This is a genomic window from Agrobacterium sp. Ap1 (assembly GCF_017313375.1).
Lineage (GTDB): Bacteria > Pseudomonadota > Alphaproteobacteria > Rhizobiales > Rhizobiaceae > Neorhizobium > Neorhizobium cellulosilyticum.
This window is the reverse complement of record NZ_JAFLMY010000001.1, coordinates 587,879-605,001: the sequence shown is the minus strand read 5'-3', so window position 1 is coordinate 605,001 and position 17,123 is coordinate 587,879. Positions and strand designations below refer to the sequence as shown.

Annotated in this window: 13 protein-coding genes; 8 read left to right on the top strand and 5 right to left on the bottom strand. The window is 59.4% G+C overall.

What is annotated here, in order from left to right; translation table 11 throughout:
• The first annotated feature begins 46 nt into the window (after positions 1 to 46).
• From JZX87_RS02860 to pcaF, 7 genes are all read left to right on the top strand, one after another.
• Complete coding sequence (locus JZX87_RS02860; protein ID WP_206823688.1) at positions 47 to 1,486, top strand: UbiA family prenyltransferase; 1,440 nt, start codon at positions 47 to 49, stop codon at positions 1,484 to 1,486.
• On the top strand, positions 1,486 to 2,823 hold the full coding sequence (locus JZX87_RS02855; RefSeq protein ID WP_206823687.1) for an FAD-binding oxidoreductase: 1,338 nt from the start codon (positions 1,486 to 1,488) through the stop codon (positions 2,821 to 2,823). Before JZX87_RS02860 ends, JZX87_RS02855 begins: the two co-directional genes overlap by 1 nt.
• Positions 2,820 to 3,236 (top strand): EamA family transporter, encoded by a 417-nt coding sequence (locus JZX87_RS02850; RefSeq protein WP_206823686.1) that lies wholly within the window; start codon positions 2,820 to 2,822, stop codon positions 3,234 to 3,236. The genes JZX87_RS02855 and JZX87_RS02850 overlap by 4 nt, the downstream gene beginning before the upstream one ends.
• A 42-nt stretch (positions 3,237 to 3,278) precedes the next feature.
• Positions 3,279 to 4,289: an NAD-dependent epimerase/dehydratase family protein gene (locus JZX87_RS02845; protein WP_206823685.1), complete on the top strand. Its 1,011-nt coding sequence runs from the start codon at positions 3,279 to 3,281 to the stop codon at positions 4,287 to 4,289.
• A gap of 54 nt (positions 4,290 to 4,343) precedes the next feature.
• Positions 4,344 to 5,777 carry an aspartate aminotransferase family protein gene (locus tag JZX87_RS02840; protein ID WP_206823909.1) on the top strand — a complete coding sequence of 478 codons (1,434 nt, stop codon included), beginning with the start codon at positions 4,344 to 4,346 and terminating at the stop codon, positions 5,775 to 5,777.
• A gap of 1 nt (position 5,778) precedes the next feature.
• Entirely contained in the window at positions 5,779 to 7,005 is a 1,227-nt protein-coding gene (locus JZX87_RS02835) for a hypothetical protein (RefSeq protein ID WP_206823684.1), read from the top strand.
• 110 nt (positions 7,006 to 7,115) lie between these two features.
• Positions 7,116 to 8,321: a 3-oxoadipyl-CoA thiolase gene (gene pcaF, locus JZX87_RS02830; protein WP_206823683.1), complete on the top strand. Its 1,206-nt coding sequence runs from the start codon at positions 7,116 to 7,118 to the stop codon at positions 8,319 to 8,321.
• Between the two features lie 21 nt (positions 8,322 to 8,342).
• Here the strand turns inward: pcaF and JZX87_RS02825 are convergent, their stop codons facing one another.
• The 5 genes from JZX87_RS02825 to pflB all read right to left on the bottom strand — a co-directional run bounded on the left by JZX87_RS02825 (position 8,343) and on the right by pflB (position 15,869).
• A complete protein-coding gene (locus JZX87_RS02825) occupies positions 8,343 to 9,248 on the bottom strand; it encodes a formate/nitrite transporter family protein (RefSeq protein WP_244654327.1) in 906 nt (301 codons plus the stop codon).
• Positions 9,245 to 11,389: a phosphate acetyltransferase gene (gene pta / locus JZX87_RS02820; protein ID WP_206823681.1), complete on the bottom strand. Its 2,145-nt coding sequence runs from the start codon at positions 11,387 to 11,389 to the stop codon at positions 9,245 to 9,247. The genes JZX87_RS02825 and pta overlap by 4 nt, the downstream gene beginning before the upstream one ends.
• 69 nt (positions 11,390 to 11,458) lie before the next feature.
• Entirely contained in the window at positions 11,459 to 12,670 is a 1,212-nt protein-coding gene (locus JZX87_RS02815) for an acetate/propionate family kinase (protein WP_148142992.1), read from the bottom strand.
• Between the two features lie 56 nt (positions 12,671 to 12,726).
• Positions 12,727 to 13,524 carry a pyruvate formate-lyase-activating protein gene (gene pflA, locus JZX87_RS02810; RefSeq protein ID WP_206823679.1) on the bottom strand — a complete coding sequence of 266 codons (798 nt, stop codon included), beginning with the start codon at positions 13,522 to 13,524 and terminating at the stop codon, positions 12,727 to 12,729.
• Between the two features lie 86 nt (positions 13,525 to 13,610).
• Entirely contained in the window at positions 13,611 to 15,869 is a 2,259-nt protein-coding gene (gene pflB / locus JZX87_RS02805; RefSeq protein ID WP_148142994.1) for a formate C-acetyltransferase, read from the bottom strand.
• Between the two features lie 255 nt (positions 15,870 to 16,124).
• Here pflB and JZX87_RS02800 point away from each other — a divergent pair, with 255 nt between their 5' ends.
• Complete coding sequence (locus tag JZX87_RS02800) at positions 16,125 to 17,105, top strand: sugar kinase (RefSeq protein WP_148142995.1); 981 nt, start codon at positions 16,125 to 16,127, stop codon at positions 17,103 to 17,105.
• Positions 17,106 to 17,123 lie beyond the last annotated feature (18 nt).

The following is a 17,123-nucleotide window of genomic DNA, read 5'->3' as shown; positions in this document are numbered from 1 at the left end:
CTGTTGCGGTGACGTTCCTACTATCGGCAAAGGGACCATTTTGACAATGAATGTGCGTCTACAGAACATCGTTGACATACCTTTGGCGGTTGATCTGGACGGAACGCTGATTTCGACAGATTTGTTGTGGGAAAGCGTTTTCCAGCTTTTAAGAGCAAACCCCCTATACCTGTTTCTCCTGCCGATCTGGCTGCTTTCGGGCAAGGCACGTCTCAAGACCGAAATCGCGCGTCGCGTGACGCTTGATGCCAGCCATTTGCCTTACCGCGAAGATTTCGTTTCCTATTTGCGCGCAGAGCGGGTGCGAGGGCGCGAACTTATCCTGGTGACGGCAGCTGCGGAGCCTTTTGCCAAAGCCGTTGCGGCTCATCTCGGCCTGTTCAGTGCTGTCTATCACACGGACGAAACGACCAACCTTGCTGCGCATAACAAAGCTGCGTTGCTGTCGAAACTCTATGGATCGCAAGGTTTCGATTATGCCGGAAACGATCGTGCAGATATCGCGGTATTCCAGAGCGCGAGAAATGCAATCGTCGTTGCTCCCGATGCTGCCGCGGACCGGTATCAGAGAGCCCATGCCTCGATGCGTTTCGATGCCAAGTACGTCGGTATCAAGACCTATATCAAGATGCTGCGAGTGCATCAGTGGCTGAAGAACTTTCTCGTTTTTGCCTCTCCGGTTCTTGCGCACACCGTCGTCGAGCCGCAGACCTTCATTGCAACCACGCTGGCCATGGTGGCATTTTCCTTTTCGGCCTCCGCCATCTACATCATCAACGACATCCTCGACCTTCCGCTTGATCGGCAGCATCCGACGAAGCGCAACAGGCCTTTCGCAAGCGGTGCAATCTCCATTCCCTATGGCCTTACGGTTTCCGCGCTGCTGCTGGTCGCGACGGCTGCCATCTGCTCGCTGCTGCCGGTGCAGTTCGCGGCAGTCATCGTTCTCTATCTGGTGGTGACGACCGCCTATTCGCTGGCCTTGAAGCGGATGTTGCTGATCGACGTGCTTTGCCTTGCAGGGCTCTACGCCCTGCGGATACTCGGTGGCAAGGCAGCGACCGACCTGCCGCTTTCCTTCTGGCTCATCGCTTTCGGCCTGTTCTTCTTCCTGTCGCTGGCGCTAGTGAAGCGTTATGTCGAATTGCGCTATGCGACCGTCGACGTGGGCGACCGGATCGCCGGCCGCGGTTATCGTCCGGAAGACATCCACATCGTTGCACAGAGCGGCGTGGCGTCGGCATTCGCTGCTGCGCTGGTTCTCGCCCTCTATATCCAGTCCCCGGACATCCGGGCGCTCTATAGCGAACCCTGGGTGATCTGGCCGCTGGTGCCGATGGTGCTTTACATCAACATTCGCATCTGGATCCTTGCCCACCGCAAGGAGCTGGACGACGATCCGGTCGTCTTCATCGCAACCGATTGGCGCAGCCAATTGATCATTGCGGCCGGTGCCGTACTCTTCATCGCGGCAAGTGTGTTGTGATGCAGGCAAGCCTCGACAGTTTCGGCCGTATCAATCGCCATTCCCGGCAGGCAATTGCCTTTGAACAGGCGGTTGGCCTCTTGCGCGGCGGCGCAGCCGGAAGGTCCAACCTTTTGGCGTTTGGAAACGGCAAGTCCTACGGCGACAGCTGCCATAACGACGCTGGCTCGCTTGTGCCGATGCGGCAACAGAAGTCCGTGCTCAATCTTGATGCCGAGGCAGGCGTGGTCGAAGCGGAAGCAGGCATTTCGCTGGAAGAGCTCATTGCCCATATCGCTCCTCACGGATTTTTCCTGCCGGTGACGCCGGGCACCCGTTTCGTCACGCTCGGCGGTTCGATCGCCAATGACGTTCACGGCAAGAACCATCACCGTCGCGGTACGTTCGGTTGCCATGTGGAAAGTTTTCGACTGCTGCGTTCCGACGGTCATACCTATCAATGCAGCGCCGCAGAAAATACCGACCTGTTTTCGGCAACGATCGGCGGGCTTGGCCTGACGGGTCTTATCCTGTCTGCACGGCTGAAGCTGATGAAGGTCGGCTCGCTCGACATCAACGAAAAGATCACCGCCTTTTCCAGCCTCGACGGCTATTTCGATCTTGCCGCCGATGCCGACGAGGAAAACGAATATTCCGTCGCCTGGCTGGATCAGCTGGCATCCGGCACATCGGCCGGCCGTGGCGTGCTGATTACCGGCAACCATGCCGACAATGGCAATTTTCGCACCGAAGGTGTGAAGGCGAAGGTCAGCGTTCCGTTCGAGCTGCCTTTCTCGGCACTCAACAGAGTAAGCCTCGGACTGTTCAACACGGCTTATTTTACCGTCAACAGGCTCAAGTCTGCCCCGCATCTGGCCGGTTACGGCAAGTTCTTCTATCCGCTCGACGGTGTTGGAGACTGGAACCGGCTTTATGGGCCGAGTGGTCTCTACCAGCACCAGAGCGTGATTCCGTTTGAGGCCGGGCGCACGGTCATTCCGGCGATGCTTGAGGCAAGCCGTAAGGCCGGATTTTCGTCCTTCCTCACCGTCTTGAAGCGTTTTGGCGATGTTGCATCACCGGGTTTCATGTCGTTTCCGCGCCCCGGCTATACGCTGACGATGGATTTTCCCAATCACGGCGCGCGGACACTTGAGTTGCTGACACTTCTCGACCGGATGACGCTCGAGGCCGGCGGGCGGGTCAATCCCTACAAGGACAGCCGCATGAGCGCCGAAGTGTTCAAAGCCGGTTTTCCAGAATGGCTGCAATTGGAAAAGCTTCGGGACGAAAGCTTCTGCTCGGATTTCTGGCGCCGCACGGCGCTTGCCACGGATCACCCACGAGGACGCCCATGAAATATATCCCGTTCATCCTCTTCACTGTGCTGACCAATGCGGCTGCGCAACTGCTTTTGAAGCAGGGCATGCTGTCGCTCGGCCCCATCAGCTTTTCGGCGGACACGATGATCCAGCGGATCTTCCAGATCGTCTTCAATCCGTGGGTCTTTTTTGGTCTTGCTACCTTCGTCATCTCGATGGCGTCGCATCTCTACGTGCTCTCCAAGGTTGATCTATCCTTCGCCTATCCCTTCCTCAGCCTCGCCTATGTCGCTGTCGCGGTTCTGGCATGGCTGCTGTTCAAGGAAGAACTTGGCGCGATGAAGATCGCCGGCATCGCCTTCATCTGCGTTGGCACGGTGCTGATCGCGCAGAGCGGGCACAGGGAAGTACCGGACCAGACGGCATCCATCGAACGCGCCAATTCCTGACCAACCCAATTTAGAACCGACAGAACGACGGGGATTTAAACCATGAGACATATCATTTTCGGCGGTGACGGTTTCGTAGGGCGTCATCTCGCGCCGAGGCTGCAGGCTGAAGGCCACGAGGTCATCGTCGCCGACATCGCCAAGAGCGATCTGCCGCATTATGGAGAGATCCGCTTCGAAAACGTCGACGTGACCGATCCGGCCTCGATCGCCCGGGTCGGCATCAAGGCCGACGACATGGTCTACAATCTTTCAGCAAAAATGCTGTCGCCCCTGCAGGTGCGCGCCAAGCGGCATGATTTCTTCTTCCCGGTCAACTATTATGGCACCGAGAACATCATCAAGGCGATGGATCAGGCCGGCGCCAGGTCGCTCGTCCATTTCACCACCGACATGGTCTACGGCCACACCTTTGTCTGGCCGCAGACGGAAGAGCACCCGGTCGCGCCGCTCGGTGAATACGGGCTTTCCAAGCTGAAGACCGAAGAACTGGCGGTCGAATGGCGCAAGCGCGGCATGAACATCTCGCTGTTTCGCCCGCGCCTGATCATCGGTCCCGGTCGCCTCGGTATCCTGTCCAAGCTGTTCAAGCTGATCGACAACAATCTGCCGGTGCCGATGATCGGCTCGGGCAAGAACCCGTACCAGTTCATTTCGGTGTTCGACTGCGCGTCGGCCGCTCATGCTGCATTTAATGCCGGTGTGCCGAACGAGGTCTACAATCTCGGCTCGCTCAATCCGCCGCCGGTCAGGAAACTGCTGGGCGATCTCGTCAAGCATGCCGGTTCGAAGTCGATCCTTTTGCCCACGCCCGCCTGGGCGGTGAAGCGGACACTTGATCTGTTCGACCTGATCAACATGCCGATCATGGATCCTGAACAGTATCTGATCGCCGACGAGATGTGCGTTCTCGACGTATCCAAGGGCGAGCGCGAGCTCGGCTGGGTGCCGCAATATCGCGACGAGGACATGCTGATCGCCGCCTATTCCGAATATCGCCGGGGACTTGCCGGCGGTTCGCAGGACAATGTCGCCCACGCCAAGGCAGCTTGAGAGGAAATTACGATGGCCAATGCAATCAGCCTCAACAACCACGATGACGAAGTGATGATCGACATTTCCGCCAATCCTGCTCGCGAACCGGTCGCCAAGCCTGCGCTTCTGTCGGTCGAGGAGGCCAAGGCGCTCGACGTGGCGAAGATGACCGATCTCTTCACCCGCCATCTCAACCCCGGCCAGCTTCATTTCATGAAGCTTCTCGGCTTTCACAAGGTGAAGATCGAGCGCGCCGAGGGCATGTATTATTACGACCAGAACGGTCGCAAGATTCTCGATTTCTTCGGTGGTTTCGGCTCACTGGCGCTGGGTCACAACCATCCCCGCATCCTCGATGCGCGGCGGAAATTCCAGGACGAGAACCGCCAGGAAATCGCCATTGCCTTCATGTCGCAATATGCAACCGCGCTGGCGCATAATCTTGCCGCCTGCTCGCCGGGCGAGCTGGACATGGTGTTCCTCGGCTCCTCCGGTTCCGAAGCGATGGAGGCGGCGATCAAGGTGGCAGAGCGCGCCGCCGGCCCGAAGCGTCCGAAGATAGTCTATGCGGAAAATTCCTTCCACGGAAAGACCAAAGGCGTGCTGTCGATCACCGACGGAGCGCTTTATCGCGGCGAGTTCAAGCTGGTCGACAACACTGTGAAAGTTCCGTTCGGCGATATCGACGCGATCGAGATTGCCTTCCGCACGGATCCGGAAATCGGTGTCATCGTCTTGGAAACGGTGCAGGGCGGAGGCGGCATCATCCAGGCAGACACTGCTTTCTGGCAGCGACTGCGCGAACTCTGCGACAGGTATGGCGTGCTGTGGGTCGCCGACGAAGTGCAGTGCGGTTTCGGTCGTACCGGAAAGTTCTATGCGTTCGAACATCACGGCGTTGTACCGGATGTGACGGCGCTGGCGAAATCGCTCGGCGGTGGCAAGTCGGCCGTCGGTGCGATGATCGCCAAGCGCGACGTCTACATGAAGGCCTATGGCACGCCGAAGACGGCGATGATCCATGCGATGGCGACATTCGGCGGCATCGGGGAAGCCTGCGTGACGGCCATCGAGGCGATGAACGTGCTTTACGACGAGCACCTGATCGACAATTCTGCCGAGACTGGCGATTATCTCCTGCAGCGCCTGAAGGAACTGCAGGTCCGTTATCCGTCGCTTCTGAAAGACGTGCGCGGGCAAGGCATGATGATCGGCATCGAGTTCCACGACCTGTCGAAGACCATGCCGCTGGTGCTGCGCCCGGTCGTCGCCATGCTGGACGACAAGCTGAAGGGGTCGCTGCCGGGCTTCATCGGCAGCCATCTCTTGCGCGATCACGGTGTGCTGGTGGCCTTTACCGAATACAACCGCAACGTCATTCGCCTTGAGCCGCCGCTGATCTGCGAGAAGAGCCACGTGGACGATTTCATCACGGCGCTCGACGAGGTCATGTCCCGCGGCATCGTCCGGATCGTCAAGGATTTCGTCGCGGCGCAGGTGAAGTGACGTGGCCGAGGTCAGGAACGAGGAAAAGCTCATGGGTGGGCAGGTCGGCTCGAAAGCCGATCTGCGCGATACCGCGCGCGGGGGGATCCGTACCCTGTTTTCCGCAATCAACGCGATCTACTGGCGTTATGCGGGCCTCATCTCCATTTTCGTGCTTGCCGGTTTTGCGGCAGTGATGGTGGGGCTCTGGCATTTCCGGCCGATCTACAATTGGGATACACTCGCTTATCTCGCGACCACGGCTCTCGACCGGATGGGTGGGGATGCCGCCCAGATCCATGCCTATGCCTATTCGACAGTTCGCGATGCGGTGCCAGCCGCGGACTTCGCCGTTCTGACGCAGGTCGACCCTTACCGTATCCGCCAGTTTGTCGACCCGAATGCGTTTCTGTCGATGGTTGGCATGTATGAGGTGAAGTGGCTTTACGTGCTGCTTCTGAAGGGGCTGGTCCCGATTTTCGGCCCGCTTGCCGCCTTCGATGTCATCAATGGCGGAGCGCTGGTCATCCTCGTCGTGTCGATCGGCCTGTGGCTGAGATCGACGCAGCTCTCGGGTTATGCGCCGCTCGTCATAGGTCTTCTTTTCCTCCTGCAGTTTCAGGGGTTTGCAGTTACCCAGCAGCCGGATTTTCTCGGCAATTCGCTGCTCGTCGCAGCGCTCCTGGGGTATGACCGCAAAAGGAACCTGCTCGGATCGGTGCTTCTGGTCGCCGCCGTTCTGGTGCGCCCGGATCAGGTGGCGGTTGCCGGCGTGGTGATGGCCTGTGCGTGGTTCCTGCGCGACCGCAATGCTCTCGTCTTTGCCGTAACCTTCGCCTTCTGCCTTGCTATCTACATCGTCATCAGCCGGAGCCTGCATCCGACCGGCTGGTGGCCGCATTTCTGGTTCTCGACCTATCAGATCCAGGAGGACATGACAGGTTTCGAGCCGGCGTTCTCGCTTGCGGTCTATTTCAAGGCGATTGCCCTGAACATCTATCGGTCTCTATTCCTGAATACGTGGCTTGCCGCCTATGTTCTGGCTCTCGGCTGCGGTGGATATCTCTATTTCCGGGAAGTCCTGACGGATCGGCGCCGGCAGGTTCTGCTGCTGGCCATGCTGCTTGCCATCGCGGCGAAGTTCACGATCTTTCCGCTGCATGACGGGCGCATTTACTTCTCCCCGCTGTTTGTCTTCTTCCTGATCGTTTTCGCTGGTTCACAGGATAGAACGCGTTCGCCAGCCTGACGGGTATTTCCCTGCCGGATCGGCGGCAGGGACGGCTTCAATTTATTTGAAGCTTGTAATTTATTTGCCGGTAGTGTTGGCTGCGGCTCCTCAATCATGGGAGCCGGTTGATGCCTGACGCCTTCATCTGCGATTATACCCGCACTCCGATCGGGCGTTTCGGCGGGACACTTGCTTCGGTGCGTACCGACGATCTGGGGGCCATCCCGATCAAGGCGTTGATTGAGCGCAATGCTGCAGTGGACTGGAATGCCGTCGATGACGTGATCTATGGCTGCGCCAATCAGGCAGGTGAGGACAATCGCAATGTCGCCCGCATGGCTTCGCTGCTCGCAGGCCTGCCGGCTGTCGTCCCAGGCACGACGATGAACCGGCTTTGCGGTTCGGGCATGGATGCGGTCATCGCCGCTGCCCGTGCGATCAAGGCGGGAGAGGCGGAATTGATGATAGCAGGCGGCGTCGAGAGCATGAGCCGCGCGCCGTTCGTTCTGCCCAAGGCCGAGAGCGCCTTTTCCCGCAGTGCCGAGATCCACGACACCACGATCGGCTGGCGGTTCGTCAACCCGCTGATGAAGAAGCAATACGGCATAGACTCCATGCCGGAGACGGCCGAGAACGTGGCGGAAGAGTATAATGTTTCCCGCGCGGATCAGGACGCCTTTGCGCTCCGCAGCCAAGCGAAAGCGGCGATCGCGCAGGAAAATGGCCGTCTTGCGGCCGAGATCACGCCGGTCGTCATCCCGCAGCGCAAGGGCGATGCGATCGTGGTTTCGAAGGATGAGCATCCCCGGGCAACGACGATAGAGGCACTGGCAAAATTGGGAACTCCGTTCAAGCAGGACGGCGGCACGGTGACGGCCGGCAACGCTTCGGGGGTCAACGACGGTGCGGCGGCAATGATTATTGCCTCGGAAGCTGCAGCGAAGAAATACGGTCTGACCCCGATTGCCCGCATCATGGGCGGAGCCGCCTCGGGCGTCGCGCCGCGTGTCATGGGTATCGGGCCTGTGCCGGCAACGCGGAGGCTCTGCGCGATGCTGAAGCTTTCACCCCGGGATTTCGACGTGATCGAGTTGAACGAGGCTTTTGCCTCACAGGGCATTGCGGTGCTGCGCGAGCTTGGGCTTGCGGAAGATGCCGGGCATATCAATCCGAATGGCGGTGCTATTGCGCTCGGCCATCCGCTCGGCATGTCGGGAGCAAGGATTTCAGGAACTGCGGCGCTTGAGCTTGCCAGACGTCAGGGGCGCTATGCGCTTGCGACCATGTGTGTCGGGGTCGGGCAGGGAATCGCCGTGGCGCTGGAGCGGGTGTAACAGCGCCACGGGTATTGGTAATCAGTGGTGAGGCTTGCCCGGACGACGGTAGATGAACCAGTAGACGCCACCAACGAGCAGAGCGCCGCCGACCCAGTTACCAGCCGTTACGACGGCCAGATTGGTAAGGACACCACTCAGCGGGATTTCGGCGGGCGCATGGCCGATGGCGGTCCAGAAGCTTTCCGGTGCACCGTAACGGATCATCAGGCCGAGGCCGAGATAATACATGTTGGCGACGCAGTGTTCGAACCCTGCTGCAACGAAGGCCGTAACCGGGAAGACGATCGCAAGGATCCTGTCGGCAACCGTGCGTCCGGCCAGTGAAAGCCATACGGCCAAGCAGACCAGTATGTTGCAGAGAATACCGAGCGAGAAGGCTTCGACGACCGGAAGGGCAGACTTGGCTTCTGCGTAATGCAGTGCAGCGACACCGATTGCGTTGCCGCCGAACGTGTACTGGCCAGACAAGAAGACGAGGCCGGCGATGACGAGGGCGCCTATCAGATTGCCGAACCAGACGAAGACCCAGATGTGGACCATGCGCGTGGTGGCGATGCGGCGGCTTGCCCAGGCCATGACCATCAGCATGTCGCCGGTGAACAGCTGCGCGCCACCGATCAGGACGAGGATCAGCCCGAGCGAGAAGCTCAGCCCGGCCAGAAGCCGGGTGAGACCGTAGGACAGCATTCCGTCCGCCCCGGCGACCGTCGTCGTGGCAAACATGGCCCCGAGCCCGATGAAGGCGCCGGCGAGAACCGCCAGACCCAGGAGGGTCAGCGTATCATAGCTGGCTTTCTTGACGCCCATTTCTTCTGCCGCGACGGCAATTGCGTCGGGTGTCAGCGAGCCTCCAGCCTCCGGCCCTCTGAAGAAGGCCGAAGTCATCTTGTCCCGACTCTCTGGGTCCTGTTGTGCGATGTTCATGCGTTCACCGCATCCTTTCGTACCGGCTCGGAACCAGCTTCACCCGCCGATTGCTGGTCGGCCTGGATAGCGGTGAGCGCGATGGTGAAGACGATGTCGTCGACGAGGGCGCCGCGCGACAGGTCGTTGACGGGCTTGCGCAGGCCCTGCAGCATCGGGCCGACGGAAACGACATCCGCCGAGCGCTGCACGGCCTTGTAGGTGGTGTTGCCGGTGTTGAGATCCGGAAAGACGAAGACATTGGCGCGGCCGGCGACCGGGCTGTCGGGAGCCTTGGAACGGCCGACGCTTTCGACGCTTGCCGCATCGTACTGGATCGGGCCGTCGATCAGGAGGTCCGGCTTGCGCTGCTTGGCAAGCTCGGTTGCCTCGCGCACCTTGTCGACATCGCCGCCGGTGCCCGACGTGCCGGTCGAATAGGAGATCATCGCCACCCGCGGATCGATGCCGAAGGCTTTTGCCGTGTCGGAAGACTGGACGGCGATTTCGGCCAGCTGGTCGGCCGTCGGGTTCGGGTTGATGGCGCAGTCGCCATAGACCAGGACCTGATCGGGCATCAGCATGAAGAAGACCGAGGAGACGATGCTCTGGCCCGGCTCCGTCTTGATCAGCTGCAGGGCAGGGCGCACCGTGCTGGCGGTGGTATGAACCGCACCGGAGACCAGACCATCGACTTCACCGACGGCAAGCATCATCGTGCCGAGAACGACGGTATCTTCCAGCTGGGCCATTGCCTGGGGAGGCGTCATGCCCTTCGACTTGCGCAACTCGACCATGGCGTCGACATAGTTGGCGCGCACGGCGGCCGGGTCGAGAATTTCGAGATCGGCGGGCAGTTCGATGTCCTTGGCCCTGGCGATCATCTGGATGGCATCGGGGCGGCCGAGCAGGACGCAGCGGGCAATGCCCTTCTGGTGGCAGATGACGGCAGCCTGCAGCGTGCGGGGTTCTTCACCCTCGGGCAGAACGATGCGCTTGTTGGCGCGGCGTGCACCCTCGATCAGGTGGTTGCGGAAGCGCGGCGGCGACAGACGTGCTTCGGTCGAGGTACCGATCCGGTCACGCAGCGATGTCGTGTCGATATGCTCGGCGACGAAATCGATGACCTTTTCCATGTGCTGGCTGTCATCCTGGCTGACATGGTAGCTCAGATGCGCCAGACGCGAGGCCGTTGCATAGGTGTCGTCGGGGGTGGACAGGATCGGCAGGATGTTTGAGCCGACCGAGGCCATCAGGTCTGCGACCGGGGTTGCAAGCGGTGCGCCGCAGGTGAGCAACAGGCCGGCAAGCGGTACGCCACGGCTGTGAGCCAGTGCCGAGGCAAGCGCGATATCGCTGCGGTCACCGGGCATGACGACCAGGGTTTCGGGGCGCAACCGGTCGATCATCTTCTCGACAGAACGGGCGCCGACGACGATCTCGCGCACCCGGACGGCATCGAGCTTGGAACCCTGCACGACGCTCAGATCAAGCGACGAGACGAGGTCGGACAGGCGTGGCGTGTTCAGATTCGGCTCGTAGGGGATCGCGCCGAGGATGGTCGACGAGGCGAGACCGAAGGGAGCGAGAGCGTCCTTCAGTTTTTCGCGATCCGCAGCTACCTTCATCTTGTTGATCATCAGGCCAAGAAGCGGCGAATTTCCCTCACGCGCATACTGGCGATGAATCAAGGCGACCGTTTCGGCGATGAACTTCGGCTCGTAATCGACGCCGCTCAGGACCGGAATGACGTCAGCGCCAAGGCTGCGGACGATTTCGACGTTGAGGCGAAGCGCGATCTGTGCGCTGGCGAGCGGAATCAGGCCTTCGACGACAACCACGTCATGATCGGCGCGCAGGGCTTCCGTCATCGTTGCTACGTCTTCAAGCAGAGCTGCGAGGTCACCCTTGCGGATCTGTTCTTCCGCCTTCTCGAACGGGATCGGTTCCGGAGAGTTGGTCATGCACAGGGTGCGGGCGAAGTGGCTCGACGTATCGATGCCCTTCTTCTGGACGCGGCTTTCAGACCGTGGCTGAGCGATCGGCTTGACGAAGGCGACCTTCATGCCGTCTCGCTGCAGTGCCCGCACCAAGCCAAGCGAGAGCGAGGTCAGGCCGACGTCCTGTGCTGCCGCAGCAAGGAAAATTATACGTGCGCACATTGAGAATTATCCTTCTGTATGTTCGCGGTGATTATGAATTGGTTGAAATAATGCGATCTGCAAAAACTGTTACGCAGCGGTGGACGCTGCGACGGCCTCCAGCGTATCGTGGGAAATCATCCATTCCTCATTGGTGGCGATGACGGCAGCGGTTGCCTTGCTGTCCTTCGCGGTGATGACGCCGCAACGTCCGCCGAACATCTGGCCATTGGCGTCCGCATCAAGCTTGAGACCGAAAACTGACAGGCGTTCGATCGTCCGCTGGCGCATGGTTGCCGAGTTTTCGCCGATGCCACCGGTGAAAATGACGGCATCCAGACGGTTGAGCGAGGTTGCGAGGCCACCGATGTAACGGGCCAGGCGATGGACGAAGACGTCGAGAGCCAGCTTGGCGCCCTCATGGCCTTCCTTCTCTGCATTCTCCAGCGTGCGGCAATCGTTGGACAGGCCGGAGAGGCCGAGCAGACCGCTCTTGCGGTTGAGCAGCGTGTCGAGTTCGTCGATCGTCAGGCCGTCCTCGCGGGCGATGTGGAAGAGTGCGCCCGGATCGATGTCGCCGGAGCGGGTGCCCATGACAAGGCCTTCAAGCGGAGTGAAACCCATCGACGTGTCGACGCTCTTGCCGTTCAGAACAGCGGTTGCCGAAGCGCCATTGCCGAGATGGGCGATAACCAGGCCGTGATCGTTGGGGTCGAGGCCGAGAAGCTCGATTGCTTCCGCTGCAACAAAACGGTGGCTGGTGCCGTGGAAGCCGTAACGGCGAACGCCGAGGTTACGGTAGCAATCCTGCGGGACGGCATAGGTGAAGGCAGCCTGTGGCATGGTGGTGTGGAAGGCGGTGTCGAAGACTGCTGCATGCGGGACGTTGGGCAGCGCTGCCATGGCGGTCCTGATGCCGAGGATGTTTGCCGGGTTGTGCAATGGAGCGAGATTGGATAGCGCATCCATCTCGCGCAGGATTTCGTCGGTAATGAGCGTGGATGCGGAGAAGCGCTCACCGCCGTGGACCGTGCGGTGACCGACTGCCACAATCGAGCTCAGCCAGCCCTTCTGCTCAAGAATGCCGAGGAGTTTCTGCAAGGCGACGTCGTGGCTGCCGCTGTCGAGCGACATTTCGGTCTTCTCACCCTTTTCCTTGACAACAAGCCGGCTTTCCGGCTGTCCGAGGTTTTCTGCCAGAGCCGAAAGAAGCGGCTCGCGGTTGGTACCCGAGAAGACGCCGAATTTAACGGAAGAACTGCCGCAGTTCACAACGAGAACGAGCGAGCGAATATCGATCATATTGGTATTCCTTGTCATTTATGTAATTGGGAACGCTTTCCCGATGCTTGCGTGTCCTAAAAGACCGTCAGCCCGCGTTCCGCGAATATTGATCTTGCTTCAGCTGTGGATTCCGGCGTTGGCGTCGGAGCTCCTGCGAGCGGATAATCCATTCCCAGCTGCGCCCATTTCTGCGTACCCATCTGGTGGAAGGGTAGAACTTCGACGCGCTCTACAATCGAGCCGAGGTCCGCAACGAAATCGGCGAGCCTTGCTATGTCGTCATGTCCGTCGGTCCAGCCGGGAACCAGCACATATCGCAGCCACATCTTCTTCTGCAGCCGCTGCAGGCGGTGGGCGAAGTCGAGCGTCGGCTGCAGTGGTTGTGCAGTGAGGCGCTGATAGACCTCGGGGTCACTGTGCTTGATATCGAGAAGGACGAGGTCGACATTATCAAACCACTCGTCGTCTACCGAGGCATGAAGATAGCCTTGTGTATCGAGTGCTGTATGAAGGCCGAGTTCGCTCTTGAAGTGCTTGAACATCTCGCCGACGAACGGCGCCTGCATCAGCGGTTCGCCGCCAGATATGGTCACGCCACCTGCCATCCGCAGGAAGCCCGCGTAAGGCTTTACTTCGGCTAGGGCGTCATCGAGAGTGATCTTGCGACCGTTATGCAGCTTCCAGGTATCGGGATTGTGGCAATAAACACACCGGAACAGGCAGCCGGCCATGAAGAAGACGAAACGCATTCCCGGCCCATCAACGGCCGCACCACTTTCCACGGAATGCAGGTAGCCAAAGTCCGTCGAAGAGTGGGTGCCTGCGGGGGCATGCGCCTTCGGCGGGCGGGTGATCGCTCGTTGAATGTCCATGGGGCAACTCGTATCTGTAGATAGATTTCGGGTTAACAGCGTGGGCGCATATGGGTTCCATATGCGCCCAGCCTAACGCCTAAACGTTACATCTTTGAATGGAACGTGCGCGAGATGACGTCGAGCTGCTGTTCACGGGTCAGCTTGACGAAATTGACCGCATATCCCGACACGCGAACCGTCAACTGCGGATACAGTTCCGGATGTTCCATTGCATGGACAAGCGTGTCACGATTGAAGACGTTGACGTTGACATGGAAGCCACCTGCTGCCGTGTAGGCATCCAGGCAATTTGCCAGGTTCTTTGCACGTTCCTCGCTGGTGCGACCGAGCGAGTCAGGCGTTGCCGAAGCCGTCCAGGAAATACCGTCGAGGGCGGCGTCGTAGGGGATCTTGGCAACCGATGCGCCGGCAGCGACGAAGCCCTTGGTATCACGACCGTTCATCGGGTTTGCACCCGGTGCGAAGGGCTCGCCTGCGCGACGTCCGTCCGGCGTGTTGCCGGTCTTCTTGCCGTAGACCACGTTGGAGGTGATCGTCAGCACCGACTGGGTCGGCATCGAGTTACGATAGAAGTAGGGCTGTGCCGCAATCTTCTTCATGAAGGTTTCGGTCAACCAGACTGCGATGGAGTCAACGCTGTCGTCGTTGTTGCCGTAAGCAGGGTAGGTGCCTTCGATCTTGTAATCGACGGCCAGACCTGCCTCGTTGCGGATGACCTTGACCTTGGCATGCTTGATTGCCGACAGCGAGTCCGCTGCGACCGAAAGGCCGGCGATGCCGCAAGCCATGGTGCGCAGAATGTCGCGGTCGTGCAGCGCCATTTCGATACGCTCGTAAGCGTATTTGTCGTGCATGTAGTGAACGGTGTTGAGTGCCTTGACGTAGGTCTTGGCCAGCCAGTCCATCATCTTGTCGAACTTTGCCATGACTTCGTCATAGTCGAGCACGTCAGCCGTGATCGGCTCGAAGCCCTTGGCAACGACTGCACCGCTCTTTTCGTCGACGCCGCCGTTGATCGCATAGAGCAGGGCCTTTGCGAGGTTGGAGCGGGCACCGAAGAACTGCATCTGCTTGCCGATGCGCATGGCCGAGACGCAGCATGCAATGCCGTAGTCGTCGCCCCATTTCGGACGCATCAGGTCGTCGTTTTCGTACTGGATGGCACTGGTATCGGCAGACACCTTGGCGCAGAAGTTCTTGAAGCCTTCCGGCAGCTTGGTGCTCCACAGTACGGTCAGGTTCGGTTCAGGAGCCGGGCCGAGGTTGTAGAGCGTGTGCAGGAAGCGGAAGCTCGACTTGGTGACCAGCGGACGGCCATCTTCGCCAACGCCACCGATCGATTCCGTAACCCAGGTCGGATCGCCCGAGAACAGCTGGTCATACTCTGGCGTACGCAGGAAGCGGACGATCCGGAGCTTGATGATCATGTCGTCGATCAGTTCCTGAGCCTGTTCTTCGGTCAGGACGCCTGCGTCGATATCGCGCTGGATGTAGATGTCGAGGAAGGTCGAGACACGGCCGAGCGACATTGCCGCACCGTTCTGTTCCTTCACGGCTGCGAGGTATGCGAAGTAGGTCCACTGGATGGCTTCGCGGGCATTGGTGGCCGGCTTGGAAATGTCGTAGCCATACTTGGCGGCCATTTCCTTCAGTTCGTCGAGAGCGCGGTACTGTTCCGACATTTCTTCACGCAGACGCATGACGTCGTCGTTGAAGACTTCGTTCTCGATTGCGCGGAAGTCCTTCAGGCGGAAGGCGCGCAGTGCGTCAGTGCCGTAAAGGGCTACGCGGCGATAGTCGCCGATGATGCGGCCGCGGCCGTAGGCGTCCGGCAGGCCGGTGATGACGCCGGACTTGCGGGCGGCGAGGATTTCCGGGCTATAGACGTCGAAGATACCCTGGTTATGGCTCTTGCGATATTTCGTCCAGACTTCGTGGACCGACGGATCGAGCTTGAAACCGAAGGCCTCGAGGCCGTTTTCGACCATGCGCAGGCCGCCGTTCGGCATGATGGCGCGCTTCAGCGGCGCGTCGGTCTGCAGGCCGACGATCAGCTCGATGTCCTTGGCGATATAACCTGCATCATGTGCGGTGATCGTCGAGGCACGGTCGGCAGATACGTCCAGAACACCCTTCTTGCGTTCCTCAGCGAGGAGCACTCCGAGTGTTTCCCAGACCTTCAAGGTGCGTGGCGTCGGGCCGGCAAGAAATGCGCCGTCTGCCTCGTAGGGCTTGTAGTTGTTCTGGATGAAGTCGCGGACGTCAACGGCGTCGCGCCACTTGTCGCCCTTAAAACCGGCCCAAGCGTCGGCGGGGACGATTGTTTGGGAAAGGATGCCCATTAGTCTTCTTCCTCTTTCTTTGCCTTTCGGCATTTGGTGAAGCGCCCTCCCAACCGTGGTCCCATTAAGACAGAGCCTGAGAGGACCGCGGCTTCCATCTGCAACTTACCAATGTAGTGGACATCAAAGTTTGATCCCGATCAACGTAGGAATTGATGAGTGTGAATATGGTCCGGCCCAGCGCTGGACGAAATCTTAATCCACGCCCCAGTTTTACAGGACAGCGTCACGCCTTGGGGGCGGAAGGGAGGCAAAATGCCACTGGAAATACGCGTAGCTTCGATCGGCGAATGCATGGTCGAATTGCAACGCAAGCCGGACGGCTCGATTACGCAAGCTTTCGGAGGTGATACTTTCAACACCGCTGCCTACATGGCACGGTTGGGTGCTGGTTTGGGATCATTCGTCTCATACATAACCGCCATCGGTGATGATCCTTTCAGCGAAGACATGGCGGCGTTCTGGAATTCCCAGGGTGTCGACGATCATCTTGTGTTGCGCAGAAAAGGCCAGCGGCCCGGTCTTTATTTTATCAAGACGGACCCAACCGGTGAGCGTCGCTTCTTCTACTGGCGCGGCGAGGCTGCCGCCCGTGAAACTTTCCAGGGTGAAGGTTCTGATGAGCTTCTTGCCGCACTCGAAGGATTTACGAGCGTCTACATCTCCGGCATCAGTCTGGCCGTGTTGAAACCGGAAAGCCGCGAGCGTCTGCTCGTAAAGCTGGAAGAACTTGCACGTGCCGGTGTCGCCGTCGATTTCGATGGCAACTATCGTCCGCTGCTTTGGGGCGGTATCGAAAATGCACGTGCGGCCTATGAACGCGTCATCGCATTTTCGACCCGCGTTCTCGTCACCATCGAGGAGCTCGAAGTGTTTGGGCTTGCCCAGACCATGGAAGCAGGCATTGAATATTTTGCAAAAATGCCGCAGCTGGAAGTAGTGATCAAGGACGGGCCGGGCGTTGCAACGCTCATCCATGGCGGTAAGGTCGAAACCGTACCAGCCACCAAAGTCGAGAAAGTTGTCGACACAACTGCTGCCGGCGACAGTTTTTCAGCAACCTATATTCTAGGCCGCAACCTTGGTATTGAACCCGCGGAGGCAGCACGTCGTGCCCACGTCGTCGCAGGCGCGGTCGTACAGCACCATGGTGCAATCATACCGAAAGACGCCACACCCGACGTCTTCAAAACTGAGATCGCCAGCCGCGGCAATTTAATCACCGCGGCGGAATAGCGAACTCATTATTAAGGA